The sequence below is a fragment of the Pseudomonas sp. FP1154 genome, assembly GCF_030687245.1.
In the GTDB taxonomy this organism is placed as follows: domain Bacteria; phylum Pseudomonadota; class Gammaproteobacteria; order Pseudomonadales; family Pseudomonadaceae; genus Aquipseudomonas; species Aquipseudomonas rhizophila.
In genome coordinates this window covers 4,160,388-4,178,689 of record NZ_CP117465.1, presented here as the reverse complement: position 1 = coordinate 4,178,689, position 18,302 = coordinate 4,160,388, and the positions used below count along the sequence as shown (strand labels likewise).

General features: G+C 58.5%; 20 protein-coding genes, 1 tRNA gene and 1 pseudogene. 14 read left to right on the top strand and 8 right to left on the bottom strand.

What is annotated here, in order from left to right; translation table 11 throughout:
- Positions 1 to 5: 5 nt before the first annotated feature.
- The 5 genes from PSH91_RS18660 to PSH91_RS18640 all read left to right on the top strand — a co-directional run bounded on the left by PSH91_RS18660 (position 6) and on the right by PSH91_RS18640 (position 2,439).
- Complete coding sequence (locus PSH91_RS18660; protein WP_107322028.1) at positions 6 to 482, top strand: translation initiation factor 2; 477 nt, start codon at positions 6 to 8, stop codon at positions 480 to 482.
- A gap of 138 nt (positions 483 to 620) precedes the next feature.
- Complete coding sequence (locus tag PSH91_RS18655) at positions 621 to 875, top strand: YkgJ family cysteine cluster protein (RefSeq protein ID WP_107322029.1); 255 nt, start codon at positions 621 to 623, stop codon at positions 873 to 875.
- A gap of 37 nt (positions 876 to 912) precedes the next feature.
- Positions 913 to 1,521 (top strand): START domain-containing protein, encoded by a 609-nt coding sequence (locus tag PSH91_RS18650; protein ID WP_047228232.1) that lies wholly within the window; start codon positions 913 to 915, stop codon positions 1,519 to 1,521.
- A gap of 138 nt (positions 1,522 to 1,659) precedes the next feature.
- Complete coding sequence (locus PSH91_RS18645) at positions 1,660 to 1,896, top strand: hypothetical protein (protein ID WP_047228233.1); 237 nt, start codon at positions 1,660 to 1,662, stop codon at positions 1,894 to 1,896.
- A 201-nt stretch (positions 1,897 to 2,097) separates the two neighbouring features.
- Complete coding sequence (locus PSH91_RS18640; RefSeq protein WP_047228234.1) at positions 2,098 to 2,439, top strand: ribonuclease E inhibitor RraB; 342 nt, start codon at positions 2,098 to 2,100, stop codon at positions 2,437 to 2,439.
- A 95-nt stretch (positions 2,440 to 2,534) separates the two neighbouring features.
- Here the strand turns inward: PSH91_RS18640 and PSH91_RS18635 are convergent, their stop codons facing one another.
- Positions 2,535 to 3,347 (bottom strand): cytochrome c, encoded by an 813-nt coding sequence (locus PSH91_RS18635; RefSeq protein ID WP_047228235.1) that lies wholly within the window; start codon positions 3,345 to 3,347, stop codon positions 2,535 to 2,537.
- 617 nt (positions 3,348 to 3,964) lie between these two features.
- Here PSH91_RS18635 and PSH91_RS18630 point away from each other — a divergent pair.
- The 3 genes from PSH91_RS18630 (at position 3,965) to PSH91_RS18620 (ending at position 8,165) form a co-directional block, all read left to right on the top strand.
- Positions 3,965 to 5,170, top strand: a complete 1,206-nt coding sequence (locus PSH91_RS18630; RefSeq protein WP_107322031.1) for an acetyl-CoA C-acetyltransferase — start codon at positions 3,965 to 3,967, stop codon at positions 5,168 to 5,170.
- A 25-nt stretch (positions 5,171 to 5,195) separates the two neighbouring features.
- Positions 5,196 to 7,340 (top strand): 3-hydroxyacyl-CoA dehydrogenase NAD-binding domain-containing protein, encoded by a 2,145-nt coding sequence (locus tag PSH91_RS18625; protein WP_107322032.1) that lies wholly within the window; start codon positions 5,196 to 5,198, stop codon positions 7,338 to 7,340.
- A 90-nt stretch (positions 7,341 to 7,430) separates the two neighbouring features.
- Entirely contained in the window at positions 7,431 to 8,165 is a 735-nt protein-coding gene (locus PSH91_RS18620) for an amidotransferase (protein ID WP_047228238.1), read from the top strand.
- Between the two features lie 99 nt (positions 8,166 to 8,264).
- Here PSH91_RS18620 and PSH91_RS18615 read toward each other — a convergent pair whose 3' ends face one another.
- The 3 genes from PSH91_RS18615 to PSH91_RS18605 form a co-directional block, all read right to left on the bottom strand.
- Positions 8,265 to 9,236: a magnesium and cobalt transport protein CorA gene (locus tag PSH91_RS18615; RefSeq protein ID WP_047228239.1), complete on the bottom strand. Its 972-nt coding sequence runs from the start codon at positions 9,234 to 9,236 to the stop codon at positions 8,265 to 8,267.
- 213 nt (positions 9,237 to 9,449) lie between these two features.
- Complete coding sequence (locus PSH91_RS18610; protein WP_281459956.1) at positions 9,450 to 10,172, bottom strand: 1-acyl-sn-glycerol-3-phosphate acyltransferase; 723 nt, start codon at positions 10,170 to 10,172, stop codon at positions 9,450 to 9,452.
- Between the two features lie 214 nt (positions 10,173 to 10,386).
- On the bottom strand, positions 10,387 to 11,076 hold the full coding sequence (locus tag PSH91_RS18605; protein WP_047228241.1) for a crotonase/enoyl-CoA hydratase family protein: 690 nt from the start codon (positions 11,074 to 11,076) through the stop codon (positions 10,387 to 10,389).
- Positions 11,077 to 11,383: 307 nt separating this feature from the next.
- Here PSH91_RS18605 and PSH91_RS18600 point away from each other — a divergent pair.
- Positions 11,384 to 11,473, top strand: a tRNA-Ser gene (locus PSH91_RS18600).
- Between the two features lie 269 nt (positions 11,474 to 11,742).
- Positions 11,743 to 12,243, top strand: coding sequence for a nuclear transport factor 2 family protein (locus PSH91_RS18595; protein ID WP_274090953.1), 501 nt, complete (start codon positions 11,743 to 11,745; stop codon positions 12,241 to 12,243).
- A gap of 77 nt (positions 12,244 to 12,320) precedes the next feature.
- Here the strand turns inward: PSH91_RS18595 and PSH91_RS18590 are convergent, their stop codons facing one another.
- From PSH91_RS18590 to PSH91_RS18580, 3 genes are all read right to left on the bottom strand, one after another.
- Positions 12,321 to 13,388 carry an alpha/beta fold hydrolase gene (locus PSH91_RS18590; protein WP_274090952.1) on the bottom strand — a complete coding sequence of 356 codons (1,068 nt, stop codon included), beginning with the start codon at positions 13,386 to 13,388 and terminating at the stop codon, positions 12,321 to 12,323.
- A 179-nt stretch (positions 13,389 to 13,567) separates the two neighbouring features.
- Positions 13,568 to 14,044: a GNAT family N-acetyltransferase gene (locus PSH91_RS18585; protein WP_305466452.1), complete on the bottom strand. Its 477-nt coding sequence runs from the start codon at positions 14,042 to 14,044 to the stop codon at positions 13,568 to 13,570.
- Positions 14,045 to 14,148: 104 nt separating this feature from the next.
- Positions 14,149 to 14,499, bottom strand: coding sequence for a hypothetical protein (locus PSH91_RS18580; RefSeq protein WP_047228245.1), 351 nt, complete (start codon positions 14,497 to 14,499; stop codon positions 14,149 to 14,151).
- 137 nt (positions 14,500 to 14,636) lie between these two features.
- Between PSH91_RS18580 and PSH91_RS18575 the strand changes: the two are divergent.
- From PSH91_RS18575 to dapF, 3 genes and pseudogenes are all read left to right on the top strand, one after another.
- A pseudogene (locus tag PSH91_RS18575) lies at positions 14,637 to 15,020 on the top strand (GNAT family N-acetyltransferase); the annotation flags it as partial.
- A 96-nt stretch (positions 15,021 to 15,116) separates the two neighbouring features.
- The gene (locus tag PSH91_RS18570) at positions 15,117 to 15,680 is read left to right on the top strand and encodes a GNAT family N-acetyltransferase (RefSeq protein WP_305468561.1); all 564 of its coding nucleotides are present in this window, start codon (positions 15,117 to 15,119) and stop codon (positions 15,678 to 15,680) included.
- Positions 15,681 to 15,743: 63 nt separating this feature from the next.
- A complete protein-coding gene (gene dapF, locus PSH91_RS18565) occupies positions 15,744 to 16,565 on the top strand; it encodes a diaminopimelate epimerase (RefSeq protein WP_305466450.1) in 822 nt (273 codons plus the stop codon).
- Here dapF and PSH91_RS18560 read toward each other — a convergent pair.
- Positions 16,547 to 17,284, bottom strand: a complete 738-nt coding sequence (locus PSH91_RS18560; protein WP_107322040.1) for a GntR family transcriptional regulator — start codon at positions 17,282 to 17,284, stop codon at positions 16,547 to 16,549. The two genes, dapF and PSH91_RS18560, sit on opposite strands and share 19 nt — an antisense overlap.
- 167 nt (positions 17,285 to 17,451) lie before the next feature.
- On the opposite strand from PSH91_RS18560, the gene PSH91_RS18555 reads away from it, so the two are divergent.
- Entirely contained in the window at positions 17,452 to 18,276 is an 825-nt protein-coding gene (locus tag PSH91_RS18555) for an amidohydrolase (protein ID WP_076386584.1), read from the top strand.
- Positions 18,277 to 18,302: the final 26 nt, after the last annotated feature.

Sequence of the window (18,302 nt, the reverse complement as noted above, 5' to 3'; positions counted from 1 at the left end):
TGTCTATGAAAGCCATTGCTCCTGCCGCCTGGGTTTTGATCGGCCTGTTGACTGCCTTCCCTTCGGAAGGTGTCGTGGCTGCGTCGGCGCAGGAGAAACCGGCCGCCAGTGCCACTAAAAGCGCCTCGAAGAAAAAACCGGCAGTTGTTAAAAAAGCGCCGGCTAAAAAAGCTGCGGTAGCGAAGAAAAAACGGGCCCCTGTCGCCTCCAAGAGTCAATCTGCCCGCGAGGTCGCCAAAACCCGGTTACCGCCGGCCAAGCTGGATTTGAGCCTGCCTCAAGACATGGTCGAGGATCTGCAGCCTCCGGGGGCGGTGCCGTTACCCAAGCGTGAGCCTTTGTTGCCCTCCATGTTTGGGGAAAAACCGGGCCCGTTCCAACTCAATGGCCGTTTGCTGAGCAATGAAATGCAATTGCCGTTGCGCAATCAGGAGCGCAATGAAGTCGAAGGCGCGGCGTTGGATTTCGAATTCAAGCAGTAATCCTCCCATCTCGCCGCTGACTGTAGGGTCATCCTGGCGTACAAGAAAAAACACACGGACGGTAATTTAAAACGAGTGTTTTAGCCGTTACTCTGTGTTCTGTTACCAATCATTACTTGTCGTGAGGATGTTGTCGTCATGAAATGCCGCGAAGGCTGTGGCGCCTGCTGCATCGCCCCTTCCATCAGTTCGCCGATTCCTGGCATGCCCCACGGCAAGCCGGCGGGCGAACGTTGTGTGCAGCTGTCAGTCGATAACCTGTGCCAGATCTTCGGCCAGCCGGAGCGGCCGAGGGTGTGCTCGGCGTTCGAGGCCGACATCGAGGTCTGCGGCAACAGCTCTGAAGACGCCATCCGGCTGATCGGTTGGTGGGAGCAAATCACGGCAGCGTAATGGGCCAGTTCGGAACTTCGATAACAAGGAAAAAACTATGGGTTCGCTGCATCGTATGGCTGTGTTGTGTGGTTTGACCGTGCTGCTGGCAACGGCTACCGCCCAGGCAGAAGACTGGAAAGTCGCCAAGGAAGAGGATGGCATCAAGGTTTCCCTCAGTGAAGTGGCCGGTTCCAAGTACAAGGCCTACCAAGGCGTGACCGTCATGAAAACCACCATGGCCAAGCTGCAAGCGCTTCAGGAAGACGTTTCGGCTGCCTGTGCCTGGATTCACGAATGCAAGAGCCAGGAGCTGCTCAAGCATGAAGGGGACCAGAGCTGGACCTACACCCAGTTCAACACGCCCTGGCCGGTTACCCCGCGGGACTCGGTGTTGCAAGTGACCACCGTCAAAGGTGCCGATGGCAGCCTGACCCGCAACCTCAAGGGCGTGCCAACCTACCGGCCTGAAAAAAAGGGTTTTGTGCGGGTCACTCAAGTTGAAGGCTTCTGGAAATTCACGCCCAAGGACGCCGGTCAGGTCGAAGTGATCTATCAGGTCCACACCGAACCAGGTGGCGATGTTCCTTCCTGGCTGGCCAACAAGTTCGTGGTGGATGCGCCGTTCAATACGTTGAAAGCCTTGAAAGCACGTGCCGAGAAATAATCGCCGACGCTGCATGAAAAACCGCCCGTGAGGCGGTTTTTTTTATGGCAGCCGTCCAACGACTGAGCGGAACGATTGTTCAGCCCTGAATGTCGAGATAGAGGTAAGCCAGGCCCTGAATTGATCGAGGAGACACCGATGCAAAAGTGGGAAATCACTTTCGTTGATGATCACGGCGAAGCCATCGCCGAGCGGTTCGACTATGAACAGGAGCCCACGATGGAGCAGGCTGCGCAGTTGATTCGCCAAAAGCTGCTCCCCGTACCCGCCAAGCTTGATCTCAATGACCTGGAGGGCCGCACCGCAGACCCTACGGTCAAGAATCTCAAATCCCAGCACAGTATCGAAATCATCAGCATTACACCGATTTCATGAAGTCACTGCCTGGCCCCGCTTGGCAGTGACCACTACTTGCAGCTACTCTGCAATTGAGATCAGCGAAAGGATCGCTTAGGTCCGGTCTTGTCAGCTACATGCTTGTGTCCCGACGGTAATTTGATGCCGTATCGCTGCAACCCAAGGGTTGCCCGCACGGGAAGACGGAAAGTCTATCCATCGGTTTGAGGAGGACGTTTCATGAGCACAGCCTATCAAGAAGACATCAGCACCAGTGTGCTTCGCCGCATGAAAGAAGGCGGTTTCGATTTCTCACAATTCCATCCCATCGAGTTCTACGCCATTTTCCCGGATGAGGAGCGGGCGCGCAGGGCGGCAGGTCAATTTCGGGGTGAGTCATTGAATGCACAGATCAGCGCACGGGATGACGGCGCCTGGTCATTGGAGTTGAGCCGGGTGATGTACGCCACCTACGATGACATTGGAGACTTCGAACAAAACTTCGAGGCGGTAGTGGAACCTTTGGGTGGCATCATCGAGGGGTGGGGCGTCAAACAGGAAATACGGCGCCTGCACGCCTGACCGTTCATTCACGCAACCCGAGCAACGGCTGACCCATGTGTCGGCCGTTTTCATAGGTGTGCTCCCACCGGGTCACCTCAGGCACAAAACCGACTTCATGGGGCCAACGGCTGTTTACGCCCCGCCATGTGCTTGAGATACCCCACCAGCAGATCCAGCTCCGCATCCGGCAGCACGGTGGCCGAGAACGCCGGCATCTTCCCTTGGGGCCAGCGACGCAGGCTTTGTGGGTCGCGGATATAGCGCTTGAGGAAATCCCCGGAAAAGTACTCGGTAGGATTGAAGGGGATGTTCAGGTCCGGGCCAAACTGCGCGTCGCCTGCGCCGTTGAGCCGATGGCAAGCCAGGCAGTTTTTCTGGAACAGTTCAAAGCCCTTATAGACCGGGTCATCCTGGGTCACCGTGGGTGCTGGCAGCAGGGCAGGGAAGCGCTCGGCTACCGCTGACAGGCGCTTGATGGTCGCCACCGCGTACGGCCATTGTTCGGGGCTGATGTGACCTGCCTGGGGGTTGGTCCAGACCAGATAGAAGGGCCCGGCGCTGCCCTTGCCTTCACCCAGTGGGGGCCAGGGGTGGGCCGGGTCTTCGATCGCCAGCCAGGCTCGCGCGCCGTTTGTGTTGAGTAACGGTGCTGCGGGCAATTCGGCGGCAAATCCGTCCAGCGCCACGGCCTGGAGATGGTCGTCGGGCTCGACGCCAGTCAACAGCGCTGTCAGCGGCACGGCGCGATAATTCATCGGTTTTTTGTAGGAAACGTCTTCAGCGATCTGGATCGTTCGAGCGTCAGGATGCTGGAGCAGTTCTTCGGTCTGCCAGGTGCGGGCAGTCGTGCCCAGCTCCAGCACCAGCTGCGCGGCAAACAAGGGCGTGCTGAGCAGCAGCGCGCCGAACACAATGAGAACTTTCACGAGGGTCGTCTTCCATGTCGAGGGAGTGCCGCAAAGGTTGGCACAGCCACCGCGACTCGAACAACGAACTCGTCACATTTTTTGATGATACAAGCGCTACCGCTTGCCGATGGTACAGGCACCCGCGCGCCGGATTCAGCCGATCACCTTGGTGATATTCGGCACAATCAACAGCAGCGTCGTGGCGAAGAGAATGAGTCCGGCTTGGCGAACTTTCGAATGTTTGAACATGGCTGACCCGCCTTTTTTGTTATTTCCTGAGGCCAGCCTGCATATCTCCTGACGGCTGGCGTTGCACTTCCTGTCTGACAAGCGCCTCGGCAAAACCCGACGACTATCTTGTACAAGGATTACATTAGGGGCCGCAGCCGCCTTGGCTTAGATCCAATTCGTATTAGTTTGCTGCCGTCCGCTCTTAAAGTGATATGAGGCCTAGTGCCACCTTCGTGAAGGCCCTTTTGCTAGACACTTTGCTCACCTGAATCGGTTAACCCGATAGCATGCTACCGTTCGTCTGAGCGTGGCCGTCAACGTCGTTGAGCACTGCGGTCATTGAATCTCGGGCCGCTGGGCTTATGGTTGGAGCCATTGCATTGTCCCAGTGGTTTGAGGATGTCATGACCGAAGCTTTGATTTTTGACGCATTACGCACCCCCCGTGGCAAGGGCAAGGCCGATGGCGCTTTGCACAGCGTCAAGCCGGTGAACCTGGTGGGCGGCCTGCTCACTGCCCTGCAGCAGCGCATGGGCCTGGACACCAGTCAGGTTGACGATATCGTGCTCGGTTGCGTGACGCCGATAGGTGATCAGGGCGCCGACATCGCCAAGACCGCCGCGCTGATCGCCGATTGGGATGTCAGCGTGGCAGGCGTGCAGCTCAACCGGTTCTGCGCCTCGGGCCTGGAAGCGGTGAACCTGGCGGCGATGAAAGTGCGCTCCGGGTTCGAGGATCTGGTGGTGGCCGGAGGTGTCGAATCCATGTCTCGCGTGCCCATGGGCAGCGACGGCGGCGCTTGGGCGCTGGATCCTCAATCCAACCTGCAGGGCCACTTCACACCTCAGGGCATCGGTGCTGACCTGATCGCAACCCTGGAGGGCTTCAGCCGCGAGGACGTCGATGCTTTCGCGCTGCACTCCCAGCAAAAGGCCGCCCGGGCCCGGGCCGACGGTTCGTTCAACAAATCCCTGGTGGCGGTGCGGGACCAGAATGGCATCGTGCTGCTGGATCACGACGAATTCATCCGTGCGGACTCGACTCTGGAGGGCCTGGGCAAGCTCAAGCCGAGTTTCGAAGCCATGGGCCAGATGGGCTTCGACGCTACGGCGCTGCGGGTCTACAGCCATGTGGAACGGATCAATCATGTCCACACGCCGGGCAACAGTTCCGGCATCGTCGATGGGGCGGCGCTGATGCTGATCGGTTCCGAAGCCAAGGGGCAGGCGCTGGGGCTGCAACCGCGGGCGCGGATCGTCGCCACGGCTGTCACCAGCACCGATCCGACCATCATGCTCACCGGCCCGGCGCCGGCTACCCGCAAGGCTCTGGTCAAGGCTGGGCTGCGGGTGGAGGACATCGACCTGTTCGAAGTCAACGAAGCGTTCGCCTCAGTGGTGCTCAAGTTCATCAAGGACATGGCCATCGACCCCGCCAAGGTCAACGTCAACGGCGGCTCCATCGCCATGGGGCATCCCTTGGGGGCTACAGGCTGCGCAATTCTCGGCACCTTGCTCGATGAGTTAGAGGCGCGTCACCTGCGCTATGGCCTGGCGACGCTGTGTGTCGGCGGCGGCATGGGCATTGCCACCGTTATTGAACGTCTCTGAGCCCCGATTTCAAGGAATACTTTTCATGAGCGATGCCATCCGTTACGAAACCGGCCAGGACCGGATCGTCGTCCTGACCCTGGACATGCCAGGCCAGAGCGCCAACACCATGAATGCGACGTACCGCGAGGCCATGGCTGCCTGCGTCGCTCGGTTGACCGCCGAAAAAGACTCGATTGCCGGGGTGATCATTACCTCGGCCAAGAAGACCTTCTTCGCTGGCGGTGACCTCAACGAACTGGTCAAGGTCGGTAAACCCCAAGCCAAGGCATTCTATGAAATGGTGCTCGGCCTCAAGGCGCAACTGCGTGCCCTGGAAACCCTGGGAAAACCGGTGGTGGCGGCCATCAATGGCGCGGCCCTGGGCGGCGGCTGGGAAATCTGCCTGGCTTGCCATCATCGTGTGGCGCTGGATCACCCGTCGGTGCAGATTGGCTTGCCGGAAGTCACCCTGGGCCTGTTGCCAGGTGGCGGCGGGGTGGTGCGGATGGTGCGGTTGCTTGGCTTGGAGAAAGCCTTGCCGTATTTGCTCGAGGGCAAGAAGGTGCGCCCGCAACAGGCACTGCAGGCCGGTCTGATCGATGAGCTGGCGGTGGATCGCGAGGACCTGCTGAGCAAGTCCAGGGCCTGGATTCTCGCCAACCCCAGCGTGGTCCAACCTTGGGATGCGAAAGGCTATCAGATCCCGGGTGGCACGCCGTCTCACCCGAAAGTCGCGCAAATGCTGGCGATAGCACCTTCCATCCTGCGCAACAAAACCCAGGGTTGCCTGCCCGCGCCGGAGAAAATTCTCTGCGCGGCAGTGGAAGGTGCCCAGGTGGATTTCGACACCGCCCACGTGATCGAAACCCGCTACTTCACTGAGCTGACCACTGGCCAGGTGGCCAAGAACCTGATCGGCACTTTCTGGTTCCAGCTCAACGAAATCAAGGCCGGCGGTTCGCGCCCGCAGGGCTTTGCACCTTATCTGACTCAAAAAGTCGGGGTGCTCGGCGCTGGCATGATGGGGGCTGGTATCGCCTACGTCAGCGCCATGGCCGGGATTGCGGTGGTGCTCAAGGACGTCAGCCTTGCCGCCGCCGAGAAAGGCAAGGCCCGTACGGCGGCGCTGCTGGATAAGAAGGTCGCCCGCGGGCAGCTCACCGTCGAGCAGTGCGAAGCCACGCTGGCGCGGATTCAAACCACTGACAGCGACGCGGACCTGGCCGGTTGCGATCTGGTCATTGAGGCGGTGTTTGAGGATCGCGCCCTGAAAGCCAGCGTCACAGCCGCTGCCCAAGCGGTTGTTGGGGCGGACGCGGTGCTCGCCTCCAACACCTCGACCCTGCCCATCACCGGTCTGGCGACGGCTGTACCGGATCAGACGAAGTTCATCGGCCTGCATTTCTTCAGCCCGGTGGAGAAAATGCCTCTGGTGGAAATCATCAGGGGCGCCCGTACCAGCGGCGAGACCCTGGCACGAGGTTTCGATTTCGTTCTGCAAATCAACAAGACGCCGATCGTGGTCAACGACAGTCGTGGTTTCTTCACCTCTCGGGTATTCGGCACCTTTACCAACGAAGGCATCGCCATGCTGGGTGAGGGCGTGAGTGCGCCGATGATCGAGACCGAGGCGCGCAAGGCCGGGATGCCGGTGGGGCCTCTGGCGATCTCTGACGAAGTTTCCCTCAGCCTGATGAGCCATATCCGCGCGCAAACCGCCAAAGACCTGCAAGCGGAAGGGCAAACGCCGATCGAGCACCCGGCGTTCGCCGTGATTGACCTGCTGCTCAACGAATACAAGCGGCCAGGCAAAGCCGCCGGGGCCGGTTTCTACGAGTATCCGGCCAACGGGCAGAAACACCTGTGGCCGGAGCTCAAGCATCGTTTCGAGAAAGCCGACGGGCAGATTTCGCCTCAGGATATCCGCGATCGCCTGCTGTTCATCCAGGCTCTGGAAACCGTGCGCTGCGTAGAGGAGGGCGTGCTCACCTCCACGGCGGACGCCAACGTCGGCTCGATATTCGGTATCGGTTTCGCCGCCTGGACCGGCGGTGCGTTGCAGTTCATCAACCAGTACGGCCTGCGGGATTTTGTCGCCCGCGCTCAGTATCTGGCCGAGCAGTATGGCGAGCGATTTTCACCACCGGCCTTGTTGCTGGAGAAAGCCGCCAGGCAAGAACTGTTCTGACTGACAGGGGAAGGGGCTTGCCTTGGGACGGTATTTCAAGGCACGCTCAGGGGGTGTGCAATATTCCCATCATCGTGTCAGGTATTTTTTATGTCGCTGCGCATCTGCATTTTGGAAACCGATACCCTGCGTCCGGAACTGATCGACCAATATCAGGGTTACGGGCAGATGTTCCAGCGCCTGTTTTCACAACAGCCCGTCGCGGCTGAGTTCATTGTGTACAACGTGATGCAGGGGCAATACCCCAACGATGATGAGTCGTTCGACGCTTACCTGGTAACCGGCAGCAAAGCCGACTCCTTCGGCACCGACCCCTGGATTCAAACCCTCAAGACCTTCTTGCTGGATCGCTACCAGCGAGGCGACAAGTTGCTGGGCGTGTGCTTCGGTCATCAACTGCTGGCGCTGTTGCTGGGCGGCAAGGCCGAGCGCGCCACTCAAGGCTGGGGCGTGGGCACCCACCGCTACAAGCTCGCGGCCAAGGCGCCATGGATGAGCCCGGTGATGGAAGAGCTGACCCTGCTGATCAGTCACCAGGACCAGGTCACCGAGCTGCCGGAAAACGCCACGGTGATCGCGTCCAGCGATTTTTGCCCGTTCGCCGCCTACCACATCAACGATCAGGTGCTGTGCTTCCAGGGCCACCCGGAATTCATCCACGATTACTCCCGGGCGCTGCTGGAGATCCGCCAGCAACACCTTGGCGAGCAGATCTACCGCCAAGGCATGGCCAGTCTTGAACAGGCGCATCACGGCACCACGGTGGCTGAATGGATGATGCGTTTCGTCGCGCACAAGCCTGAAACCGCAGCGGCCCAAGACTAAAACACCATCGCCCCCACACTTGATAGACAGGTAATCAAGTGTGGGAGCGAGCCTGCTCGCGATAAATGTCACGCCAGCCTCAACCGCCTACAAGCGCGCTTACAACCACCCCGAGCGCTTGAAGCTCCCCCACAACGCGGTACAGCCCACCGCGATAAACCCCAGCACCAGAAAGTACCCGTAGTGCCAGGTCAACTCCGGCATGTTCTCGAAGTTCATCCCATAGATTCCGGCTACCGCCGTGGGGAACGCCAGGATCGCCGCCCACGCCGCGAACTTGCGCTGCACCACGCTCTGGCGCGACGCTTCGAGCAGCACGCCGACTTCAATGGTCTGGCTGGCGATGTCCGCCAAAGTCGCCAGGTCTTCCATCTGCCGCGTGACATGAATCTGCACATCGCGGAAGTACGGGCTCATGTTTTTGTCGATGAAGGGAAAGTCCAGTCTTTGCAGTTCTTCGCTGATTTCCACCATCGGTGCTGCATAACGGCGCAGGCGTAATACGTCACGGCGCAAGCTGTGCAAGTTCTGAATATCCCGCTCGTTCAGGGAGCTGCACAGTACGTTGCGCTCCAGCTCATCGATCTCGGCGTGAATGGCTTCACCCACCGGCTGGTAATTTTCAATGACGAAATCCAGGATGGCATAGAGAACGAAGTCTTCCCCGTGCTCCAGCAGAATAGGCCGCGCCTCACAGCGTTGTCGCACGTGGGCGTAGGACGCCGAGTGGCCATTGCGGGCGGTGATGATGTAGCCGTTGCCGGCGAAGATATGAGTCTCGATGAACTGTAGCTTGCCGTCCTTGCGCACCGGCGAATACGTGACGATAAACAGTGCATCGCCAAAGGTCTCCAACTTGGGACGACTGTGCTTCTCCATCGCGTCTTCAATCGCCAATTCATGCAGGTTGAATTGACGTTGCAGGTTGGTCAGTTCCTGGGCACTGGGCTCTTCCAGGCCGATCCATACAAAGTGGCCCGGTTTGGCTGCCCAGGCGCTGCCTTCGTCGAGGGTGATGTTGGTGACTTTCTTACCGGCGCTGTAAACCGCAGCAGCAACGACTCTACCCATGATGGTGGTTCACTTCTTCTTGGAAATGGCAGTGGCAGGCAATCTGTAGCTTAGTGTGCCCTGCTGCTTGAGAGTCAGCAAAATCCACCGAGTTCGCCGGTAGAGTCAAATGCCCTACAGGTGGAATCAGAATCGTGCGGGCTTTTGTGGGGAGGGGATAAACCCCCTCGCCACAGGGTTATGTGCCCGGCTGGCTATTGTTTAACGGGCTCGTTAAACAGCCTGCACCTGCCGGTCCATCACCGCGATGCACTCGCGCATTTGCTCACGGCACTGGGCGATGAGCTGGGGCATGTCATCCAGGCTCAACCCCGCCGTGGGAATGGCCGGTAGCGAGCGTATGAGGATGTCGCCGCCTCGCCAGCGATTGAGGCGCATGTGCTTGATGTAGCTGCTGACGCACACCGGAACAATCGGCACCCCGGCGGCGATCGCCATCTGGAACGCGCCTTTCTTGAAGGGCAGCAGATCCTCGCCAAGATTGCGCGTGCCTTCCGGGAATACCCAGATCGATGTGTCCTCGTGCTGCAACGTGTGAGTGGTGGTCAACATCGACTGGCGCGCCTTGATCGCGTTACCCCGGTCAATCAGCACATTGCCCGCCAGCCAGAACAATTGCCCGAACAACGGCACCCACTTCAGGCTCTTCTTACCGATGCACACGGTGCGGTAGGGCACCACGTTACCGAACATGAACAGGTCATAGTTGGACTGGTGGTTGGCAATGATCACGCAGCTCTGGGACTTGTTTACCAGGGTGTCGACCTCGGCCTTCACCCGCAGACGCAAAATGCACATGGCGGGCCACGCATACAATCTGGCGCATAAACGGCTGTTGTCTGGATTGAACGGCCGACACAACCCCAGGATCACCCCGAGCACACCCGCCAGCACAAAATGCACACCCATCAACAACATACGCAATAAAAACAGCATCTACAGGCCCCGTCGGGACAAAAGGTGGCGCAGTGTACGGATGTGCACTGTTTTCGGCAATTGCCGCTATAGAGGTAGGAGATGGGCGATGTTTGAGCGCATGTTTCCGATTAACGTGTCAGAAGCAGGCTAGAGCGGTTGTCGGTTTTTAAACGGAGCATGTAAGAAAAAGCCCGACACAGCGGTCGGGCTTTTCGTTTTGCGCTGAGGCAAGTTAACCCATGTGCTCCTGATCCAGCAGGATTGCACTGTCCAGCGTCTCCAGTAGGGCCTTGCGCACTTTCAGCTTGGTGTTCTTGTGGGCGGTCATGTTGATTTTCTTCAACTGACGCGCGGCCTCCAGCGCCGCACCCTGCAGCTCATCGGTCGACACCACCTTGTCGAGGAAGCCGGCGTCCACCGCGCTCTGCGGGTTGAACATCTCTCCATTGATCACCGAGCGATGAAACGCGGATTTGCGCAGGCGATCGCGGGCCAGCTCGATACCGGCGTGGTGCATGGTCATGCCGATCTGCACTTCGTTCAGGCCAATGCTGAACGGTCCATCGACACCGATGCGATAATCCGCCGACAGCAGCAGGAACGCTCCCTTGGCCACCGCATGCCCTGGGCACGCGACAACGACGGGGAAGGGGTGCGACAACAGGCGACGGGCCAGGGTCGAGCCGGCCGTGACCAGACTCACCGCTTCCTTGGGACCGGCGGTCATCACCTTCAAATCATAACCACCGGACAGAATCCCCGGTTGCCCGGTAATGATCACCACCGCCCGATCCGTCACAGCCTGATCCAGCGCAGTGTTGAACGCGGCAATCACATCCGGCGAGATGGCATTGACCTTGCCGTTGTTCAAGGTCAGGGTCGCGATACCGTCTTCGAGATGGTAGGCAATCAGGTCGCTCATGGCGCTATTCCTTGTAAGAGAAGTGACGCAGACGTTACCCACCGCCGCAGGCCAGGTAAAGCGCTGTGACTGACTCACCGGTCAGCCCCCAGCCCCGACAAACCGCCTGACCGCCCCATCGCCCGCGCCTTGCTCCATGGAACACTGCACACACAAACCCGAAGATTGGCCGGTTTGCCATGCCCGGACGCGTTTGAAATGCCCGACCACCTTAACCGCATGAAAATTCTGAAAAAAACCTTTGCCATCGGAAAAGCTTTCGACTACATTAGCGCGCCTCGACAGACTGAACAGTTTGCCGAGACACGGTGAAGTGTCCGAGTGGCTTAAGGAGCACGCCTGGAAAGTGTGTATACAGGAAACTGTATCGAGAGTTCGAATCTCTCCTTCACCGCCACATTCTGCAAACACAAACCCCTGATTTTCCTAGAGAAAGTCGGGGGTTTGTGGTTTTTGGCGTCTGGAAAAAGGCGATATGGGACCGGCGGGCGACTACCCGCGTGCTGGCGGCAACCCGGCATAGGAGCCAGGCTCAGGTGCCCACGCCGTTCCACCAAACAGCATCGGGCAATCTCACAGCAGTATCGAGCAAAAGCTTCCGAGCCCATGCCGTTAAGGTTCCTCTTGAAGAGGTTCCTATCAACGTATTGTTGTGAGAGAAAGATCATGACCCCATGGATGAGTTTGGCTGTGCGCCTTCAGGCTGTCGCGCTGTGTTTGGTGCTTTCAACGAACACGGTTTCAGCGTCGCAAGCCGCTGACCAAAACATCAATACCGACCTGGTGCGCCAAGCATTTACCCACTGGCAACAAGGCCAAGGCACGGTTTTCGATCTGCTGGCGCCCGACGCAACGTGGACCGTATCTGGATCAAGCCCGGTTTCTGGTGTGTATAACAGCAAGACGGATTTAATCGAACGAGCCGTACGACCGATCACCGCTCGGCTGGCAACGCCCATTTCCCCTACCGTGCAAAGCATTGTGGCTGAGGGCGATGTCGTAGTGGTTCTCTGGAAGGGAGAGGCCATGGCCCTTGACCGCAAGCCCTACAACAACACTTACCTGTGGCACATGACACTCAAGGATGGCCAGATCACAGAGGTAACAGCCTTTCTGGACACCTACGTGTTGAATGACCTTATGCGTCGGGTTGATCCTGTTCGGTAATAGCCCGCAAAAAGACGGCTCGTTGAATAAACGAGCCGTTTTTTTATGCCGGTGTTATCAAGGCAAGGGGCTGGCTATCAAAGATGATCCGCATCAATCACAGCCTTGGCAAACGCTTGCGGATCTTCCTGCGGCAAGTTGTGGCCGATGCCGCCGTTGATCAACCGGAATTCGTATTTGCCGGTGAAGCGCTTGGCGTAATCCTCGGGAGCTGGGTGCGGCGCGCCGTTGGCATCGCCTTCAAGGGTGATGGTCGGCACGCTGATGGGAGGCGCCGTCGCCAGTTTCTGTTCCAGGGCGTCGTATCGGGTCTCGCCCTGGACCAAACCGAGACGCCAACGGTAGTTGAATACGGTGATCTCGACGTGGTCGGGGTTTTCCAGCGCCTTGGCGCTGCGGTCGAAGGTGGCGTCATCGAATGCCCATTTGGGCGACGCCAGTTGCCAGATCAACTTGGCGAAGTCGTGGGTATTTTTCTCGTACCCGGCGCGGCCACGGTCGGTGGCGAAATAAAACTGATACCACCACTGCAACTCGGCCTTGGGTGGCAGCGGGTTCTGACCGGCGGCCTGGTTGCCGATCAGATAGCCGCTGACCGCGACCAGCGCCTTGACGCGCTCCGGCCACAGGGCCGCGACGATGTCCGCCGAACGTGCGCCCCAATCGTAGCCACCGAGCACGGCTTGCTTGATTTTCAGCGCATCCATGAAGTCGATCACGTCACTGGCCAGCGCGGCTGGTTGACCGTTGCGAAGCGTTTTTTCGGACAGGAAATGCGTATCGCCGTAGCCCCGGGCATACGGCATCAGCACGCGGTATCCCTTCGCTGCCAGCAAGGGCGCGACTTCGTCATAGCTATGAATGTCGTACGGCCAGCCGTGCAACAGAATCACCACCGGCCCATCGGCGGGGCCGGTTTCGGCATACGCCACGTCCAGCAGACCGGCCTTGATATGCTTCAGCGCACCGAACGGGGAGGGCGTTGTATGCGTGACGCCGGACTTGTTCGCGGTTGGCTGCGCGGCGCTGGTGGATTGCCCGTGGGCTACCCCGAGCGCGCCGAACAGACTGAGAGCGAGGATGGATGAGCCGAGCAGGCGGCGATGGGTTTTACCGGTTTTGCTGTGCTGCAGTGCCGTTTTCATGGTGATGCCTCCATTGCGAGCCATGGGTCAGGGGCTCTGGTTGATGCCCTTGAAACCTTGGGTGCATTTGAACGGGGCAACGTATCCGGGCTGTGTCGAATGGGAGGTAAAAGTGCAAGGTTATGTAGCGATGTATCCTCGGGATACACGAGGATACATCGCAGTAAGATTGTCGGTGGCTAACGATTTTGGCCAGCTGCAGGACCATTCTGTCGCAGATAATAATTGTCGAACTCGCCGCTTTCGATGAGTTGGAAACCGTGGCGGATGTAGAAGCGATTCGACGCGCTTTCTTTGAGAGCGCCCACTCGTAATGGCAGCGCAGCGGCATCCGCCTCTTTGAATATTTGGCTGAGAACAGCAGAGCCTATTCCTGATCCCTGCGCGTCCGGGCGCACGTACAAGTGGTCAAGCAAGAGTTCATTGCCGTGACGTTTGATGACTACGAACCCCACCCTCTGTCCTGTTACCACGATGTGGCGTGTGCAGTCTGGTTTAAAACCGCCTAGAAATCGCTCGCGTGCGCGCACGGGATCAAATCGCCCGACACGCTCAAGACTTTCGCGCATGGCTTCGATTCTGACGGCTACCAGATCGTCCAGATCGCTGTTTTGAGCGGGGACCAAGGTGACAAGCGAATGGGGTGTGAGGGGCATTATTTCGTGCTCTATCATTTTGCCGAAAGACGTTGATCAGTGTGAGATTGTTGCCTGACGAGTGCGGCATCCTGGGCGCGCGAGGGGCCGGATAAAAACCGGGATCAGGCATATCCCGGTGGAAGCCGGGTCGCCACATGGTTCCAGCATCTGGCGATCTCCACGGCAATACTGCCGCTGGGTTTTCGGACCTCGAGTTGATCATTTATCGTGAGCTGCTCCAGCAGCCACTCATCCGTCCATCCCGCCCATTCGCCTGCGACGGACCTGAGGTTGGCTTCCAGGACCGGGAACACTTCATTCCATAGGATGCTGTGGATTACCTTAGGTGAATAGCCGGTTTCAAGGATCACGCGAGCGATGTAGTCGTAGGTTAATTCGTCGATCTCGGTGTCGAGAAACAGTGATGAAAGGGCTTGCCAGATTTTCAGGCGATTGGGGTCAGCGGTTTTCATGCTTTGACTCTTTTTGTTGATGGCAAGGCTGGGCGTGTTCGTTTGAGTAATCGGCAATAGCATCCGTGGTTCAGCCTTCGGCCTGGACGTCTTGAAACTATCTTTCTGTCGTGGTTTCTGTCCATTGTCATGCGTCTATGATCACTGATCACCCGGAGCGAGAACTTGAAATGGATGCCTACATTCGCCTCGCAACAGTCGAGGACGCGCAAGCAATAAGCAACGTTGTGATCAGCGCTCTGCGTCAGTCCAATACGAAAGATTATCCGGCCGATGTAATCGCCCGGGTAGAGCAGAACTTTTCTCCACTGGCGATTGAGCGATTGATGGCGCGGCGTCGGATGTATGTGGCATCTGTCGATCAGCGTGTCGTCGCGACTGCTAGCCTCGATGGAGATGTGATCAGAAGTGTTTTTGTAGCGCCGCGGTATCAAAGAGCAGGCCTTGGCAGACGGCTAATGTCGGTCATTTGTTCAGCCGCTCTCGACATGGGTCTGGTCACTTTGCATGTGCCATCCTCCATCACGGCAGAGAGCTTTTACACAGAGCTGGGATTTCAGAAGGTACGTGACGAATTTGACGGTGCTGAACGCACGATCATCATGCGTAAATCCATGATGGAAACCACCCCCACGATTCAGACCCGCCGTCTTATCCTCACGCCTTTACAACTGGCCGATGCACCGGCTATCCAACAGCTGTTTCCTCATTGGGAAGTGATGCGTTATCTCGACAGTCGCGTGCCATGGCCCTATCCGGAAGACGGCGCGCTGACGTACGTTCGCGACCATGCGCTTCCCGCCATTGCGGCCGGGCGCGAGTGGCATTGGATGATCCGCACTTGCGAAGATCCGGCACATTGCATCGGCAGCATCAGCCTGTACGATCAACCGGGCAACAACCGAGGCTTTTGGCTGGCGCCTCAATGGCAGGGAAAGGGCTACATGCGCGAGGCCTGTGAGGTTATCAACGCCTATTGGTTTGAAACCCTGGGGCGTCCCGTCATGCAAGTCCCCAAGGCGGTGGGCAATCATGCTTCGCGTAAAGTTTCGGAACACGAAGGCATGCGCATGATTGCAACACGGCAGGGCGATTTTGTCTGTGGGTCGTTGCTAAAGGAAGTTTGGGAAATGACGCGTGGAGATTGGCTTGAGAAAAAGGCTGCGCTGGCGTCGCGTTGAGCAGAACTCCAATGGGCCAGGTCGCCTTTGAACGTGAGTCACTTCATTCCTCAGGATCTATTTATGCCCTTGAACTTTCACAAAATGCACGCCAATGGCGATGATTTTGTTGTCGTGGACGCGCGAAACTCAGCCAACCCCATAACCAGTGCCCTGGCCCGGCGGATGGGTGATCGCAACCGAGGCATCGGTTTCAATCAACTCGCGGTGATGCTCGATTGTGAGGATGCAGACGCACGCCTGATGTTCTGGAATGCAGATGGCTCCACGCTGGACGTTTGCGGCAGCGCGACGCGGGGCGCTGCGGATCGGCTGATGCGCGAATCGAATGTGACTTCGATAACGCTGCGCACGAACCGCGGTCTGCTCACGTGCGAACGAATTTCAACCGGTGCAATTTCCGTCAACATGGGGCAGCCGCTTTTCGGCTGGTCGGACATTCCCCTGGCTGGGGACCTGGACAGCGCTGTTCTGCCACTGGCGGATAGCCCGATAGCGTGCAGCATGGGCAACCCACACTGCACTTACTTTGTGGACGATCTGGCCGACGTTGATATCGCGACAGTCGGACCGGCAATTGAAACCAGCGCGCTGTTCCCGCTCAAGACCAACGTGCATTTCGTTCAGGTCATCAATCGAAAGCACATTCGTTTGCGCATATGGGAACGGGGCGGTGGCATCGCACTGGGCTCAGGTTCCTGCTCTTGCGGCGCCGCTGTGAACGGGATTCGTCGTGGCTTGCTGGATCATTGTGTTGAGGTTGAATGTGATGGTGGAAGCGTGACGGTTCAATGGGATGGCCGGGGACCGGTGTTTCTCATCGGACCGGTAGAGGCAACGTTTTCGGGAACTATCCCCGATAGTTTTCAGCAAATCTCCACCTGATAGCGAAAAGTGTCGGCTGCGCCGCGCGACAGTCGGTATTCCAGGGGTTGACGGTCGTAGCCCAGGGCCACCCGTTCGACTACCACCACTGGGCTGCCGGCGCTGACTCCCAGCGTGGCGGCCAGTGGCTCATCGGCCGAGGTGACGGTGAGGGTTTCCCGGGCTGATGCGACGCGCATGCCGCAGCGTTCTTCGTAGAAGGGGTAGAGCAGGGTGCCGAAGTCGTTCAGGTCGGTGTCGAGCAGGGCGCCGAATTGAGCGGCCGGTAGCCAGATCTGCTCGTGGAACAGCGGCCGGCCGTTCATGAGGCGCAGGCGCTCCAGGCGGATGGTGGCGTCGTGCTCGGTCAGATTCAGCGCCTGGCGCACGTGGGCGTCCGGGGTCTCCTGGGTGCGACTCAGGATGCGGCTTTGCGGCACTTGCGATTGACCGCTGGCATCGACCTGTCGAAAGAAACGAAACAGTGAACCGTCGAAGTTGGGTCGGCGCACGAACGTGCCACGGCCCTGGACGCGCAGCAGTAACCCTTCCCCGACCAGCGTTTCCACCGCTTTGCGTACCGTGCCTACCGCAACGCCGTAGTGGCGGGTCAGTTCTGCCTCGGTGGGAATGGCTTCACCGGGCAGCCATTCGCCTGCGGCGATTTTCGCCAGCATCTCTTCACGCAATCGTTGATAAAGCGGCAGTCGCTCGTCATGTCCAAGGTGTGTAAGGGCCATACCGTCAATCCAAATCCAAGCAATGCGCCACTTTACCTCACTGGGCGCGTTGACAGGGATGGTTGTTTATAGATATGGTCATCCAGTCATCTATATGAATTTCAGGTCTGTAATCACCTTACATGCCTGGCGGGCTCCCACAAAAAATCAACAAAGGCAGCTTCCTGATGTCCCTGTCGTTCGAAGGCATAGATACTCACGCCCACATATTCCGACATGACTTGCCCATGGCGAGTGATCGTCGCTACAGCCCTGATTACGACGCCTTGGCCGAGCACTATCTGGGGCATCTGGATCGCTGCAGCCTTGCCCAGGGCGTGCTCATCCAGCCGAGCTTCCTGGGAACCGACAACCGTTTCATGGTCGAGGCCCTGCAACGTTATCCGCAACGTTTGCGAGGCATCGCGGTGGTCGAACCGGACATCGAGGATGCACAGCTCCAAGCTTTGGCCAAGGCTGGCGTGGTAGGCATTCGCTTGAATCTGATCGGCAAGGCGCCGCAGGACTACATCGATGCACGCTGGCAGACGTTTTACCAGCGACTGGCCCGACTTGGCTGGCAGGTTGAAATCCAGTGCGGCTTCGACGCCTTGGTCCTGGTTGTACCGTTCGTTCTGGCGAGCGGCGTCACGGTGGTCGTGGATCACTTCGGTCTTCCGTCCAACGGTATCGACCCGAGTAACCTCGCCCATCAGGGCTTCCTGGCCTTGCTCGGCGAGGACCGGCTGTGGGTTAAGTTGTCTGCCGCCTATCGCAGTCAGTCAGACCTGCCCCGCGCGGCTTGCGTGTTGGCGCAATTGCGCCAGGCATGTGGCGGTATCGATCGTTTTGTCTGGGGCAGCGATTGGCCCCATACCCAGTTCGAGTCGCGCACCGGCTATGACGCGCAATTGGCCTTTGTGCATGCCTTGTTTCCCGACCCGGTGGAGCGCCGGCAGGTGTTGGTGGATAACCCCACAACCCTGTTCGGCTTTGCTGCGTCGACGCGTTGAACTCCCCATAACAAAATAATACGGAA